The sequence below is a fragment of the Streptomyces sp. NPDC007907 genome, from assembly GCF_042959365.1.
GTDB classification, from domain to species: Bacteria; Actinomycetota; Actinomycetes; order Streptomycetales; family Streptomycetaceae; genus Streptomyces; species Streptomyces indiaensis.
In genome coordinates this window covers 206,495-220,937 of record NZ_JBIBKR010000010.1, presented here as the reverse complement: position 1 = coordinate 220,937, position 14,443 = coordinate 206,495, and the positions used below count along the sequence as shown (strand labels likewise).

12 protein-coding genes and 1 pseudogene are annotated in these 14,443 nt (G+C 71.5%); 5 read left to right on the top strand and 8 right to left on the bottom strand.

The window, feature by feature from the left end; translation table 11 throughout:
* Positions 1-78: 78 nt before the first annotated feature.
* Together ACFZDI_RS34870 and ACFZDI_RS34865 are read left to right on the top strand one after the other, a co-directional pair.
* Positions 79-210, top strand: a pseudogene (locus ACFZDI_RS34870) (alpha/beta hydrolase); the annotation flags it as partial.
* 324 nt (positions 211-534) lie between these two features.
* The gene (locus tag ACFZDI_RS34865) at positions 535-4,428 is read left to right on the top strand and encodes a glycoside hydrolase family 2 TIM barrel-domain containing protein (RefSeq protein WP_391256351.1); all 3,894 of its coding nucleotides are present in this window, start codon (positions 535-537) and stop codon (positions 4,426-4,428) included.
* A gap of 27 nt (positions 4,429-4,455) precedes the next feature.
* On the opposite strand, the gene ACFZDI_RS34860 is transcribed toward ACFZDI_RS34865, so the two are convergent.
* Complete coding sequence (locus tag ACFZDI_RS34860) at positions 4,456-4,818, bottom strand: metalloregulator ArsR/SmtB family transcription factor (RefSeq protein WP_234846294.1); 363 nt, start codon at positions 4,816-4,818, stop codon at positions 4,456-4,458.
* 143 nt (positions 4,819-4,961) lie between these two features.
* Here ACFZDI_RS34860 and ACFZDI_RS34855 point away from each other — a divergent pair, with 143 nt between their 5' ends.
* Complete coding sequence (locus tag ACFZDI_RS34855; protein WP_391256424.1) at positions 4,962-6,431, top strand: AlkA N-terminal domain-containing protein; 1,470 nt, start codon at positions 4,962-4,964, stop codon at positions 6,429-6,431.
* Between the two features lie 9 nt (positions 6,432-6,440).
* Entirely contained in the window at positions 6,441-6,923 is a 483-nt protein-coding gene (locus ACFZDI_RS34850) for a methylated-DNA--[protein]-cysteine S-methyltransferase (protein WP_391256348.1), read from the top strand.
* A gap of 15 nt (positions 6,924-6,938) precedes the next feature.
* On the opposite strand, the gene ACFZDI_RS34845 is transcribed toward ACFZDI_RS34850, so the two are convergent.
* The 4 genes from ACFZDI_RS34845 to ACFZDI_RS34830 form a co-directional block, all read right to left on the bottom strand.
* Entirely contained in the window at positions 6,939-7,670 is a 732-nt protein-coding gene (locus ACFZDI_RS34845) for a Sir2 family NAD-dependent protein deacetylase (protein WP_234846296.1), read from the bottom strand.
* Positions 7,671-7,752: 82 nt separating this feature from the next.
* On the bottom strand, positions 7,753-8,247 hold the full coding sequence (locus ACFZDI_RS34840) for an NUDIX domain-containing protein (RefSeq protein ID WP_391256345.1): 495 nt from the start codon (positions 8,245-8,247) through the stop codon (positions 7,753-7,755).
* Positions 8,248-8,275: 28 nt separating this feature from the next.
* Positions 8,276-8,731 (bottom strand): hypothetical protein, encoded by a 456-nt coding sequence (locus tag ACFZDI_RS34835; protein ID WP_391256344.1) that lies wholly within the window; start codon positions 8,729-8,731, stop codon positions 8,276-8,278.
* A 291-nt stretch (positions 8,732-9,022) separates the two neighbouring features.
* Positions 9,023-10,096, bottom strand: a complete 1,074-nt coding sequence (locus ACFZDI_RS34830) for an ADP-ribosylglycohydrolase family protein (protein ID WP_361110464.1) — start codon at positions 10,094-10,096, stop codon at positions 9,023-9,025.
* A gap of 257 nt (positions 10,097-10,353) precedes the next feature.
* Here ACFZDI_RS34830 and ACFZDI_RS34825 point away from each other — a divergent pair, with 257 nt between their 5' ends.
* Positions 10,354-11,472: a glycerate kinase gene (locus ACFZDI_RS34825; protein WP_391256421.1), complete on the top strand. Its 1,119-nt coding sequence runs from the start codon at positions 10,354-10,356 to the stop codon at positions 11,470-11,472.
* Between the two features lie 96 nt (positions 11,473-11,568).
* Here the strand turns inward: ACFZDI_RS34825 and pssA are convergent, their stop codons facing one another.
* The 3 genes from pssA to ACFZDI_RS34810 all read right to left on the bottom strand — a co-directional run bounded on the left by pssA (position 11,569) and on the right by ACFZDI_RS34810 (position 14,442).
* Positions 11,569-12,351 carry a CDP-diacylglycerol--serine O-phosphatidyltransferase gene (gene pssA / locus ACFZDI_RS34820; RefSeq protein ID WP_097223278.1) on the bottom strand — a complete coding sequence of 261 codons (783 nt, stop codon included), beginning with the start codon at positions 12,349-12,351 and terminating at the stop codon, positions 11,569-11,571.
* A 58-nt stretch (positions 12,352-12,409) separates the two neighbouring features.
* Positions 12,410-13,066 (bottom strand): phosphatidylserine decarboxylase, encoded by a 657-nt coding sequence (locus tag ACFZDI_RS34815; protein WP_003994082.1) that lies wholly within the window; start codon positions 13,064-13,066, stop codon positions 12,410-12,412.
* 170 nt (positions 13,067-13,236) lie between these two features.
* The gene (locus ACFZDI_RS34810; RefSeq protein WP_103783615.1) at positions 13,237-14,442 is read right to left on the bottom strand and encodes an acyl-CoA dehydrogenase family protein; all 1,206 of its coding nucleotides are present in this window, start codon (positions 14,440-14,442) and stop codon (positions 13,237-13,239) included.
* Between the last annotated feature and the right edge of the window lies 1 nt (position 14,443).

Sequence of the window (14,443 nt, the reverse complement as noted above, 5' to 3'; positions counted from 1 at the left end):
GAGAGCCTGGCCACCCCGTCGGGGACGGCGCGCTGAGACCGGCTCGGCGAGCCCGGCGGAGAGCCGGTCGTGAGCCCGGGCCGGATCCGCACCGAGCTGCCGGCGCACCGGGGCCTGCGGGAGCCGTGGGTGATCGCGCACGACTTCGGTGGGGCCCTGCGTGCCCGCCTGCTGCACGGTGCCCGCCACCGGAAGCTCGCCCTGGTCGACCAGCGCCACACCGACGAGATCCAGCCGCTCTCCCCGACGATCGACCTGCCCGTCGGCGTCCGCGGGGGGCCGCCCGCCCCGCTGACGAGTGAGCTGCTCGCCTTCCTCATGGCCTGAACCATCAGGACCGCACAAAGTCCGACGCGGTCATTGCTTCGCTTGTGTGCGGGTCCTAGGGTGTGCCTGCTCAGCAGTTGCCCCCTCACCGTCAGTTGCCACGCGACCCAACAGAAACCCCCACCCGGGTGCCCAGTTGAGAATCGCATCTGACGTGCCCTCAGTCCGTGCAGCACCGCACCTGTCGAACCGAGGAAGGCCACGCTCATGCCGCACCCCCCGCACCCGTACCCCGCCGAACGGCCCGTCGTCAGCCGCCGTCGTCTGCTGGAAGGGGGCGCCGCCGTGCTCGGCGCGCTCGCCCTCTCGGCATCGCCCACCGCGTCGCACGCGGCCGGCCGGCGCCCGGCGGCCGGCGGCCCCCCGGAGTGGAACGACGGCCTGAACGTGTACCGGGTGGGGACCGAGCCGCCGCACACCACCCTGATGCCCTACGCGGACCTCGGACAGGCCCTGAAGGGCGACCGCGAGCGCTCGCCCTACCGGCTGAGCCTCGACGGCACCTGGAAGTTCGCCTACGCGGACCGCCCCGACGACCGGGACAAGGACTTCCACGGCACCGACGTCGACGACTCCGGCTGGGACACCATTCCCGTGCCCGCGGCCTGGCAGCTGCACGGTTACGACGTCCCGATCTACGTCAACATCACCTACCCCTGGTGGGGCCCCAACGGCGGCGGCGAGGACGCCCAGCCGCCCGCCGCCCCGACCCGGTACAACCCCGTCGGCCAGTACCGCCGCACGTTCACCGTGCCCCGCCACTGGCAGGGCCGGCGCACCTTCCTGCACTTCGAGGGCGTCAAATCCGCCCACTACGTGTGGATCAACGGGGAACTGGTCGGCTACCACGAGGACTCCTACACCTCCGCCGAGTACGACATCACCGCGCACCTCAAGCCGGGCACCAACCAGATCGCCGTCGAGGTGTACCGCTACTCCGACGCGGAGTGGCTGGAGGACCAGGACATGATCCGGCTGAGCGGCATCTTCCGCTCGGTCCACCTGTTCTCCACACCCAGCGTGCACCTGCGCGACTTCCGCCTGGACACCCCGCTGGCCGACGACTACACCTCCGCCGAGCTCAAGGTCGCCGCGCACGTCCGCGACTACGGCGGCGAGGGCGCGGGGCGCTACACCGTCGAGACCCAGCTCTACGACGCGCGCGGCCACGCCGTCTGGTCCCGCCCCCTGAACGGGTCCGTCGACGTGCCCGGCGGCGAGGAGGCGACCGCCGAGGCGTCCCGGGCCGTCCCCTCGCCCGGACTGTGGTCGGCCGAGCACCCGAACCTCTACACCGCCGTGCTCCGCCTGCGCGACCCGGCCGGCAAGGTGGTCGAGACCCTCTCGCACCGGGTCGGCTTCCGCGAGTTCGCGCTGAAGGACGGCCTGATGCGCATCAACGGCGAGCCGGTCTCCTTCCGCGGCACCAACCGGCACGAGATGCACCCCGTCACCGGCTCGGCGCTCACCCGCGCGCAGATGGTCGAGGACATCCGGATCATCAAGCGCCTCAACATCAACAGCGTCCGCACCTCGCACTACCCCAACCAGCCGCTGTGGCTCGAACTCGCCGACGAGTACGGCCTGTACCTCGTCGACGAGACCAACCTGGAGACCCACGGCATCCGCGACGAGTTCCCCGGCAGCGGCCACCCCGAGTGGACCGAGGCGTGCGTGGTCCGCGCACAGAACATGGTCCACCGGGACAAGAACCATGCCTCGGTGGTCATCTGGTCGCTCGGCAACGAGGCCGGCGGCGGCACGACCTTCACCGCCATGCACGACTGGATCCGCTCCTACGACCCCAGCCGCGTCATCCAGTACGAGGGCGACGACCGCCCGGGCATCAGCGACATCCGCTCCGAGATGTACGACAGCCCGCAGCGGGTCGAGCAGCGCGCCAAGGACACGAACGACACCCGGCCCTACGTGATGATCGAGTACTCCCACGCGATGGGGAACTCCAGCGGCAACTTCAAGAAGTACTGGGACATCGTCCGCCGTCACGACGTCCTCCAGGGCGGCTGGATCTGGGACTTCGTCGACCAGGCCCTGCGCTGGCCCACCCCGTCGCGCACGCTGCTGACCGAGTCCGGCCCGGGCGCGCTGCGCGGCGAGATCGTCGCACCCGCGGGCGCCTTCGACCGGGAGAAGGGCGTCCTGGGGGGCACCGTCTTCCCCCGCGACACCGGCCTGGACCTCACGGGCTCCCTCACGCTGGAGGCCTGGGTCACCCCGCGCGTGGCCGGCTTCCACCAGCCGATCATCGCCAAGGGCGACACCCAGTACGCCCTCAAGCAGACGGACAAGACCCTGGAGTTCTTCATCCACGGCGGTGGCCAGTGGGTCACCGCGAGCTGGGCGCTGCCCGACGGCTGGACCGGCGAGGAGCACCACGTCGCCGGAGTCTTCGACGCGGACGCGGGCACGCTCACCCTCCACGTCGACGGCCAGGTCCGCGGCACCAGGACCACCACCCGGCGCCCCGCGAACAACACCGCGTCCCTGTCGCTCGCCACCGACGTCGACAACCCGACCCGGGAGTTCAGCGGCACCATCCGCCGGGCCCGCGTGTATGCCCGGGCGCTGAGCTCCGCCGAACTGGTCTCGGACGCCCGCAAGCCCGACGACGAGGGCGTGCGCTTCTGGTTCGACGCGGCCACGGCCGGCCTCACCGAGAAGCGCCCGCGCGACCGGACGTTCTACGCCTACGGCGGTGACTGGGGCGACAACCCCAACGACGGCGCCTTCTCCGGCGACGGCATCGTCACCGCCGACCGCGGCCTCACCGGCAATGCCGCCGAGGTCAAGCAGATCTACCAGGCCGTCAATGCCACGTCGGCCTCCGGCGGTCCCGGCGCCGTCACCCTAACCAACGAGTATTTGTTCACCAACCTCCGCGTGTTCGACGGCCGTTGGGCTCTCGTCGCCGACGGCGAGGTCGTCCAGCGCGGCCGGCTGACCCGGGACCAGCTGAACGTGGCGCCGCTGAGCAGCAAGGACATCAAGGTCCCGGTGCGGCTCCCGGCCAGGCCCGGACCCGGCGCGGAGTACTTCCTCCAGCTCTCCTTCACCACCAGGGAGGCCACCCCGTGGGCGAAGGCCGGCTTCGAGGTGGCCAAGCAGCAACTCGCCCTCGACGCGGGCAGTCCGGCCGTGAAGCACGCGCCCCTGCGGAGCGTCCCCGCCCTGAGCCACACCGACGGGGACAAGACCCTCACCGTCCAGGGCAAGGGCTTCGCCGTCACCGTCGACAAGGGCACCGGAGCCATCACCTCCTACGAGGCCGGCGGCACCCGTCTCCTCACCTCCGGACCCGTCCCGAACTTCTGGCGGGCCCCCACCGACAACGACCGCGGCAACGGCCAGCACACCCGCAACCAGATCTGGCGCGACGCCGGAGCCCAGCGGAAGGTGTCCGACGTACGGGTGCGGCCCCTGGACGACCGGGCCGTCGAGGTCATCGTCACCGGAACGCTGCCCACCGGCACGGAGTCCACGTACAGCACGACCTACACGGTCTTCGGCAACGGCGAGATCAAGGTCGACAACACCCTGCACCCGGGCGCGGCGAGCCTGCCCTACATCCCGGAGGTCGGCACGCTGCTGTTCCTGCCGCGGGGCCTGGACCGGCTGCACTACTACGGCCGGGGTCCCGAGGAGAACATGTGGGACCGCAACAACGCCACCGACGTCGGCCTGTACTCCGGCACCGTCTCCGGGCAGTGGACCTCCTACCTGCGCCCCCAGGAGAACGGCAACAAGACCGACGTCCGCTGGGCCGCGCTGACCGACGGCCGGGGGCGCGGCCTGCTCGTGAGCGGTGAGCCGCTGGTGGAGCTCAACGCCTCGCACTTCACGCCCGAGGACCTCTCGGTCGGGGCGCGCCACGACTACCAGCTCACGCCCCGGGACGCGGTGGTGCTGCGGATCAACCACCGCCAGATGGGTGTGGGCGGCGACAACAGCTGGGGCGCGCACACGCACGACGAGTTCAAGCTGCTCGCGAACCGCGACTACGCGTACTCCTACCGGCTGCGTCCGCTGACGCGCGTGAGCGAGGCGATGGGGGCCTCGCGCCGGCCGACAGCCACCGAATAGCGCCGGGGTGGGACAGCGGCGCCGCCCTCAGTCGGCGGCGTCGCTGATGCCGAGCCGCAGATGCTCCACGTGGTACACGGCCTGGTCGAGCAGCTCCGCGACATGGTGGTCGTGCAGCGCGTAGACCACCGAACGGCCCCGCCGCTCGCCCACGACCAGGCCCAGATTGCGCAGCAGCCGCAACTGGTGCGAACAGGCCGACTGCTCCATGCCCACCTCGGCGGCCAACTCAGTGGCCGGCAGCGGCCCTTCGCGCAACCGCGCAAGGATCATCAGCCGGGAGGGCGTGGACAGGGCCTGGAGCGTGGTGGCGACCTTCGCGACGTTGTCCGCGTCCAGGCGTACGCGCTCGGCGGTCCCCTGCGCGGGGGTGACGGCTCCATGACCCATGACGTCATCGTACCGGCCCCGCACGAACACATGAATGAATCTTCATCTTTCCCGGTGGGGCGGTTCCGCGCCGCCACGTCGATGTCGGATTCTCGCCAGCCCCGCGCCGCCCGGTGCCGGATGCTGGACGCATGCAGATGGGGATGCACACCGACACCGAGCGCTGCGTGCGCGCCGTGCAGTCGAAGGACGCGCGGTTCGACGGCTGGTTCTTCACGGCCGTCCTGACCACCGGCATCTACTGCCGTCCCAGTTGCCCGGTGGTGCCGCCCAAGCCGGAGAACATGGTCTTCCACCCCAGCGCGGCGGCCTGTCAGCAGGCCGGGTTCCGGGCCTGCAAGCGCTGCCGGCCCGACACCAGCCCCGGCTCCCCGGAATGGAACCAGCGCGCAGACCTCGTCGCCCGCGCCATGCGGCTGATCGCCGACGGAGTCGTGGACCGTGAGGGCGTACCCGGCCTGGCCGGCCGCCTCGGCTACAGCACCCGGCAGGTCGAACGCCAGCTCCTCGCCGAGCTGGGCGCGGGGCCCCTCGCGCTCGCCCGCGCCCAGCGCGCCCAGACGGCCCGGCTGCTCATCGAGACGACGGCCCTGCCCATGGCGCAGATCGCCTTCGCCGCCGGCTTCGCCTCGATCCGCACCTTCAACGACACGGTCCGCGAGGTCTTCGCCCTTGCGCCGAGCGAGCTGCGCGCCCGCGCCCCGAAGCGGCAGGGCGCGAGCACCCCCGGCGCCCTGTCCCTGCGGCTGCCGTTCCGCACCCCGCTCAACCCGGACAACCTCTTCGGCCACCTGGCCGCGACGGCCGTACCCGGCGTGGAGGAGTGGCGCGACGGCTCCTACCGCCGCACCCTGCGCCTGCCCTACGGCCACGGCATCGTGGCCCTCACCCCGAACCCGGACCACATCGCCTGCCGCCTCACCCTCAGCGACCCGCGCGATCTGACCGTCGCCATCAGCCGCTGCCGCCGTCTGCTCGACCTGGACGCCGACCCCGTCGCGATCGACGACCAGCTCCGCTCCGACCCGGCCCTCGCGCCCCTCGTCGACAAGGCGCCCGGACGGCGCGTACCCCGCACGGTCGACGAGGCCGAGTTCGCCGTCCGGGCCGTGCTCGGGCAGCAGGTCTCCACCGCCGCCGCCCGCACCCACGCCGCCCGCCTGGTCACCGCCCACGGCGAACCCGTCGAGGACCCCGAGGGCGGACTCACCCACCTCTTCCCCGCCCCCGAATCCCTCGCCGCGCTCGACCCCGATACGCTGGCGATGCCCCGCACCCGCCGCACGACCTTCACCACTCTGGTCCGCCGGCTCGCCGACGGCGACCTCCGCCTCGGCGTCGAGAGCGACTGGCCGCGCACCCGCGCCGAACTCCTCGCCCTGCCCGGCTTCGGCCCCTGGACGGTGGACGTCATCGCCATGCGCGCCCTCGGTGACCCCGACGCCTTCCTCCCCACCGACCTCGGCATCCGCCGCGCCGCCCGCGAACTGGGCCTGCCGTCGACCCCCGCCGCCCTCACGGCCCGCGCGGCGGCCTGGCGGCCCTGGCGGGCCTACGCGGTCCAGTACCTCTGGGCGACCGACAGCCACCCCATCAACTTCCTTCCGGTATAGGGACCTTGGATGAAGCAGCACACCGTGACCGGCAGCCCGTACGGCCCCCTCACCCTCGTCGCCGACGACGGTGTCCTGTGCGGCCTGTACATGACGGACCAACGGCACCGCCCGCCGGAGGAGTCCTTCGGCACCCGCGACGACACCCTCTTCGCGGAGGCCGAGGAGCAGCTGAAGGCGTACTTCGCGGGCGAGCTCAAGGAGTTCACCGTCCCCCTGCGCCTGAACGGCACCCCGTTCCAGCGCCGCGTCTGGGACGAACTGCGCCGCATCCCCTACGGCGAGACCCGCACCTACGGCCGGCTGGCCGACGCCCTCGGCACCCCCGCCGCCTCCCGCGCGGTCGGCCTCGCCAACGGCCGCAACCCCATCGGAATCATCGTCCCCTGCCACCGCGTCATCGGCGCGAACGGCAGCCTGACGGGGTACGGCGGCGGCCTGGACCGCAAGCAGCGCCTGCTGGACTTCGAACGCGGGGCGGCGCTGTTCTAGCGGAGATCCGAGGCTTCAGGCGGTGTCCCCGAGGCGACGCAGCAGCTCCGGCAGGGCCGTGCCGATGGGATCGCGGACAATCTCGTCGGCACGGTCGTCGTAGGGGGTCGGCTCGGCGTTGACGATGACGAGGCGGGCGCCGTGGTCGGCGGCGACACCGGCGAGGCCGGCGGCGGGCTGGACCTGAAGGCTCGTGCCCACGGCGACGAAGACCTGGCACGCCTTGCTGATGGCGGCCGCCTCACCTAGGACGACGGGGTCGAGCCGCTCGCCGAACATCACCGTCGCCGGCTTCAGGATCCCGCCGCACTCCCGGCACGGCGGATCGGCCTCACCGGCGTCGACCCGGGCGAGCGCGTCCGTCATCGGGCCTCGCGCGTGGCAGCCGGTGCAGACGACACTGCGGGCCGACCCGTGCAGTTCGAGCACCTTGCGGGCGGGCATCCCGGCGAGCTGGTGCAGCCCGTCCACGTTCTGCGTGATCACCCGCACCGGCACCCCGGACCGTTCCAGTTCCGCCACCGCCCGGTGCGCGGCGTTGGGCTCGGCCCGCAGCGCCCCGCTCTCGCGCCGCATCAGCCAGGACCGGCGGCGGATCTCCGTGTCGCCCATGTAGTACTCGTACGTGACGAGCTTCTCGGCGTCGGGATCCCGACGCCACAGCCCGTTCGGCCCGCGGTAGTCCGGGATGCCGGAATCCGTGCTGATGCCGGCACCGGTGAGCAGGGCGACGAGGGGTTTGGCCATGTCGCCGAGGGTATGCGGGGCCGCAGGGCGGCTGCGAGCGGATATCGGACGGACGCCGGGGGGGGGTGAGCGGCCGGAGGCCTCAGTGCACCCGCCGGCCGTCCTCCAGCTCCGCCGTCCCCGAGCCGTCCGCCAGGACGTCGAGGGCGGCCAGGACCCGCCCGCCGAGGGCGCCCGGCAGATGGTCGGTCAGCTCCTCGCGCCGGACCAGCCGCCAGGACAGCAGCTCCTCCTCCTGGAGGCGGATCGCCTTCAACTCGTCCTCGCTCAGCACCCCGCCGTCGTACAGGTAGGCCACCAGCGGCGGACGGCCCCTGCCGTGCACCCAGTCCACGGCCAGCAGCCGGCCGAGATCCCGGTCGAGGCCGATCTCCTCGGCAGTCTCGCGCCGTGCGCCCTGCCGCGGGGTCTCGCCGTCGTCGGACTCGACGGTGCCGCCGGGCAGCGCCCAGCCCTCCCGGTAGTTGGGCTCGACGAGCAGCACGCGTCCCTCACCGTCCCGGAAGAGCACGGCGGCGCCGGCCAGGACACGGGGCAGAGAGGCGATGTAGGCGGCGTAATCAGGAGAGGTGGTCATCGGTGCAGGGTAACCACCGGACGCGGGCTCAGCCGCAGGGGAAGACGTAGTCGGACTTGTAGTTGACGGAGAGGCTGCTGGAGGAAGTGCCCATCTTGGCGGTCACCGGGGCGCAGGCGAAGCCGGAGACGTACACCGGGCCGGCGTACTCGCTGAAGTTGCCCGAGTTCTTGTCGCACGAGGTGCCGCCGACCTTGCAGACCTGTACGAGCATGTACCGGGACCGGCCGACGTTGTTGTCGAGGATGACGCAGCCCTTGCCGCCGTTCTCGTAGGCGAAGAGGGTGGCCAGACGCTCGCGGGGGTCGGTGCCGAGGGGCAGCGGGACAGCCTTGCGCAGGGTGTATCCGGTGCCGCACACGTTGGCCGCCGCTGCGGCGGGCCCGGGCTGCTCGGCGGCGACGGCCTGGGGGGCGGTGAGGACGGCGGCGGTCAGAACGGACACGGAGGCGGCGGCGCGGACAGCAGTCCTGAGGCGGGACATGACAAGCAGACGCTTTCTGTCAGGCGCGGGGGCGCGAGGGTGCGGGGGCGCGGGTCGACTGACTGTAAACGATCAGATGACCCGATGGCTGGATCACTTTACGATCGGGTTTGATCGATATCGGCGGCTCGCGGGCGAGTGGCCGGAATCAGCCGGATGGAAGCGTTTCAAGCGGAACGGCCTGCTGAGCTCCGAGGCAGTGGGCGATACCGAGCGGTCTTGAGGCCCGGGCTTGAAGCGGAAGACCGGGCCGGCCGCCGCACGTGCCCGGGAATGGCCGGTTCGACCCGGTCAGGCCTCCGGCTCCGCCAGCCGCAGCGTCCGTTCCGCCAGCTCGCTGATCCGCACCCCGTCGAAGCCGAACACCGCGCTGCGGACCGTGTCCTCAAGCGGTGCCTTCCACTGGTCCGGGATGGCCGCGGCCCCGCCGAACACGCCGGCCACCGATCCCGCGGTCGCGCCGTTGGAGTCGGTGTCCAGACCGCCGCGCACGGTCAGGGTGATGGTCCGGGTGAAGTCGCCGTCCCCGTAGAGCAGGCCGGCGGTGAGCACGGCGGCGTTCGGGACGGTGTGGATCCAGCCCATGCCGACGGTCTCCTCGGCGAGTGTGGTGAGCGTGTCCTCCCAGGACATCCGGGTGTCGTGCAGAGCGACCACCCGGCGCACCGCCCGGGCGAGCCGGCTGCTCGCCGGGATCACCGCCAGGGCCTCGTCGACGGCGTGCCGCACGGTGGGCGCGGTGAACGCCGCCGCGATCAGCGCCGCCGCCCACATCGCCCCGTAGACCCCGTTGCCGGTGTGCGACAGCACCGCGTCCCGCCGGGCGAGCAGGGCGGCGCGGCGCGGAGCGCCCGGACAGGTCCAGCCGAAGACGTCGGCCCGGATGAGGGCGCCGATCCACTCCTGGTACGGGTTGTCGTACGTCGCCGTCAGCGGAGGCTTCAGCCCGCCGGCGAGGTTGCGGTAGGCGGCCCGCTCGGCGGTGAACGTCTGCAGGTACGGCAGCCGCAGCAGCCACAGGTCGCCGACCTGCTCGGTGGTGAAGCCGAAGCCGTGGGTCTCCAGCAGATCGAGGCCGAGGATCGCGTAGTCGACGTCGTCGTCACGGCAGCTGCCGTGGATGCGGCCGCGGACGCACTGGCGCCACTCGGGGCGCAGCGCGAACCCGTCGTGCTCGCTGATCGGCTCGGGCAGGTAGTCGGTGAGCGGCAGGGCCGCGGCCTGCCTGAGGTAGCGGTCGATGCGGTCGCGGGTCCACACCTCGCCCTGTTCGACCGGCTTGCCGAGCATGTTTCCCGCGATGCGGCCGGTCCAGCCGCCGAGGATGCGGTTGCCGAGGTCTGTGTCGGAGTGCGCGGGGGTCATGGTGAAGGTCTACCCGTTTCGCGCGTGGGGGCCGCGGTGCGTGCGGGGCCGCGGCTTCGGCGTGGCCGGTCGCGCAGTTCCCCGCGCCCCTGAGGGCGAAGCCCCTGGTCCATGAGATGGGCACGGGCTGACGGCGGACGGCTCCTGCGGTTAAGGTCGCAGCGGCGCGACTGGCCCTGACGTCTGTGAGGGCCCGGAGAGCAAGGGGAGTGCAAGTGGCGGACGCTGCAGTGAGCGGCACCCGGAAGGCACAGCGGGTGCTCGTCGCCGCGGACAAGTTCAAGGGCTCGCTGACGGCCGTGGAGGTCGCCGAGCGGGTGACGGCCGGGTTGCGCCATGTCCTGCCGGACCTCGAGGTCGAGGCGCTGCCCGTGGCCGACGGCGGCGACGGGACCGTGGCCGCGGCCGTGGCGGCGGGATTCGAGCGCCGGGAGCTACGGGTCGCCGGACCCCTCGGCGACGAGGTGACGGCCTCCTTCGCACTGCGGGAGGGCACCGCCGTCGTGGAGATGGCCGAGGCGAGCGGGCTGCAGCGGCTGCCCGCCGGGGTCTTCGCCCCGCTCACGGCGTCCACGTACGGCTCCGGCGAGCTGCTGAAGGCCGCGCTGGACGCAGGTGCCCGCACGATCGTCTTCGGGGTCGGCGGCAGCGCCACCACCGACGGCGGCGCCGGGATGCTGTCCGCGCTGGGCGCCCGGTTCCTGGACGCCGACGGGAAGCCGGTGCCCCCGGGCGGCGGCGGACTCGCCGAGCTGGCGACCGCCGACCTGTCCGGGCTCGACCCGCGCCTTGCCGAGGTCGAACTGGTCCTCGCGAGCGACGTCGACAACCCGCTGACCGGCCCGAAGGGCGCGCCCGCGGTCTACGGTCCGCAGAAGGGCGCCTCACCCGAGGACGTGGCGACCCTCGACGCCGCCCTCGGGCACTTCGCGGAGGTGCTCCGGGGCCCGGCCGGCGCGAAGGCCGCCGAGTACGCGGCGTCGCCGGGTGCGGGCGCCGCGGGGGGCATCGGCTACGGCGCCCTCCTGCTGGGGGCCCGGTTCCGTCCCGGCATCGAGGTGATGCTCGACGTCCTGGGCTTCGCGCCCGCCCTGGAGCGCGCCGATCTGGTCATCACCGGCGAGGGCTCCCTCGACGAACAGACCCTGCACGGCAAGGCCCCGGCAGGTGTGGCCGCGGCGGCCCGTGCCGCGGACAAGGACGTCGTGGCGGTCTGCGGCCGTCTGGCGCTGCCGCCCCAGACACTGGGCCGCGCCGGTTTCCGCCGGGCCTACCCGCTGACGGACGCCGAACCGGACGTCGCGCAGTGCATCGCGGAGGCCGGCCCGATCCTGGAGCGGGTGGCGGAGCGGATCGCGCGGGACTTCCTGACCTGACAGGCGGTCGCCGTCACGCCGGGGCACCCCGTCGCGCCGGCCATGAAGAAGGCCCCGAGCTCTCAGCTCGGGGCCTTCTTCATGGCTGTACGGTCGCTACGGCAGCTGCGCCGCCCGCGCCTCCCGGCGGTTGCCGCGGAAGTTGTTCACCCGGCGAGCCGTCGCGAACAGCGGGATCACCGCGCCCATGACCAGCTGGAGCGCGCAACCCGTCTGGAGCAGCAGCTGGCCGCTCGGCGCGTCGAACGCCCAGGCGGCCATCAGACCCATGCCCAGCACGATCCATGACAGCATCGCCACGGCGAGCCGGCCCCGCGGCTTCGGGTACTCCACGCGGCTCACCATCAGCCACGCCGTCCCCAGGATCGCCAGCAGGGTCGCCACGAAGGGCAGCTCCAGCAGCACGATGGACACGACCGTCAGTGCGCCGAACGGTGACGGCATGCCCTGGAAGGTGCCGTCCTTGACCGTGACACACGAGAACCGGGCAAGCCGCAGCACCACCGCCAGCAGCACCACGATCGCCCCGACCGCCGCGACCCGCTGGTACGCGCCCTCGGCCACCATGCCGTAGACGAGGACGAAGTACGCCGGCGCCAGGCCGAAGCTGATCAGGTCGGACAGGTTGTCCAGCTCGGCGCCCATGGGGGAGGAGCGCAGCTTGCGCGCCACCAGGCCGTCGAACAGGTCGAAGACCGCCGCGCACAGCATCAGGATGACCGCCGTGGCCGCGCTGTTGCGCGCCATGCCGGACTCCTGGCTGCCCATGAGGTCCGGGATCAGGATGCCGGTGGTGGTGAAGTACACCGCCATGAAGCCGCAGGTCGCGTTGCCGAGCGTCAGCGTGTCCGCTATCGACAGGCGAAGAGAGAGAGGCATCTCCTCTTCTTCGTCGACCTCGTCGGCCTCCGGGACCCAGCCGGCCTTGGTATCAGGATCAATCACGGTCAATGCGAGTCACCCCCGCCACCGTCTTCTGACCGACCTCGACCGCGACCTCCACGCCCTCGGGCAGGTAGAGGTCCACGCGCGAGCCGAAGCGGATCAGGCCGATCCGCTCGCCCTGCTCGACCTTGGTGCCCTGCGGCACGTAGGGGACGATGCGGCGGGCGACCGCGCCGGCGATCTGGATCATCTCGATGTCGCCGAGCTCGGTGTCGAAGTGCCACACGACACGCTCGTTGTTCTCGCTCTCCTTGTTGAAGGCGGGAACGAAGCCACCGGGGATGTGCTCGACCGACGTCACCGTGCCGGCCAGCGGCGCGCGGTTGACGTGGACGTTGAGCGGGCTCATGAAGATCGCGACGCGCGTGCGGCCGTCCTTCCACGGCATGATGCTCTGCACCACACCGTCGGCGGGCGAGATGACCCGGCCCTGGGTGATCTCGCGCTCGGGGTCGCGGAAGAACCACAGCATCCCCGCCGCCAGCGCGGTGGCGGGAACGGCCACGGCCTTGGCGGCGCCGGAGCGGCGCGCGCGGGCGAGGCTGAGTGCTGCGGTGGCGACGGTCGGAAGGAGCCACGGCGATGCTCCGCGCGCGAGGCGTACGCCGGCCCGGCTGTCGCGAGGTGCAGAGGTTTGGCTGTGGGGCATGGATGACCTTCGTAGCGGATGATGCCGCACTCTGACGGGGGACGGCGGCTTTCCGGCGATCGTAGCGGCTCGGGGCCGTAACTGGGTAAGCCAGGCAGCCGAGTCGGCGGCAGAAGAGTGCTGACGGGGTGTGATCTTCTTCTCCAAGAAAACACCCCGTATCCGGACATCTAGCCCTGGAACCGATACTCTTCGAGCAGCCGCCTGCCGATGATCATTTTCTGGATCTCGGCGGTACCTTCACCGATGAGCAGCATCGGGGCCTCGCGGTAGAGGCGCTCGATCTCGTACTCCTTGGAGAAGCCGTAGCCGCCGTGGATCCGGAAGGCGTCTTCGACGACCTCCTTGCAGTATTCGGAGGCGAGGTACTTCGCCATCCCTGCTTCGAGGTCGTTTCGCTCCCCGGAGTCCTTTTTGCGAGCTGCGTTCACCATCATCGCATGGGCGGCCTCGACCTTGGTAGCCATCTCGGCCAGCTTGAACTGGATCGCCTGGTGCTGGGCGATCGGCTTGCCGAAGGTGTGACGCTGCTGCGCGTACTGGACACCCAGTTCGAACGCACGCTGAGCGACGCCACAGCCACGCGCCGCCACGTTCACCCGGCCGACCTCGACCCCGTCCATCATCTGATAGAAACCACGGCCGGTGACCCCGCCGAGCACGCGATCCGCAGGAATCCGCAGGCCATCCATGATGAGTTCGGTGGTGTCGACCCCCTTGTACCCCATCTTGTCGATCTTGCCGGGGATCGTGAGGCCCGGCCGCACCTCGCCGAAGCCGGGCTCCTTCTCGACCAGGAAGGTGGTCATCGACTTGTGGGGCGCCGTGCCCTCGGGGTGACCTTCGTCACTTCTGACCAGAACGGCCACCAGGGACGACGTTCCGCCGTTCGTCAGCCACATCTTCTGGCCGTTCAGGACGTACTCGTCGCCGTCCTTCACCGCCTTCGACGTGATCGCCGACACATCCGAACCGAGGCCCGGCTCCGACATCGAGAAGGCGCCCCGGATGTCGCCGGCCGCCATCCTCGGCAGGAAGTGGTCCTTCTGCTCCTGCGTGCCGTGCTGCTTGAGCATGTACGCCACGATGAAGTGGGTGTTGATGATGCCGGACACCGACATCCACCCGCGGGCGATCTCCTCCACGCACAGCGCGTAGGTCAGGAGCGACTCGCCCAGGCCCCCGTACTCCTCGGGGATCATCAGGCCGAACAGGCCCAACTCCTTCAGCCCGTCGACGATCTGCTGGGGGTACTCGTCGCGGTGCTCCAGCTCGGTCGCGACCGGAATGATCTCCTTGTCCACGAAGTCCCGGACAGTGGACAGGATCTCCTGCTGGACGTCCGTCAGACCGGCGGTCTGGGCGAGTCGCGCCATG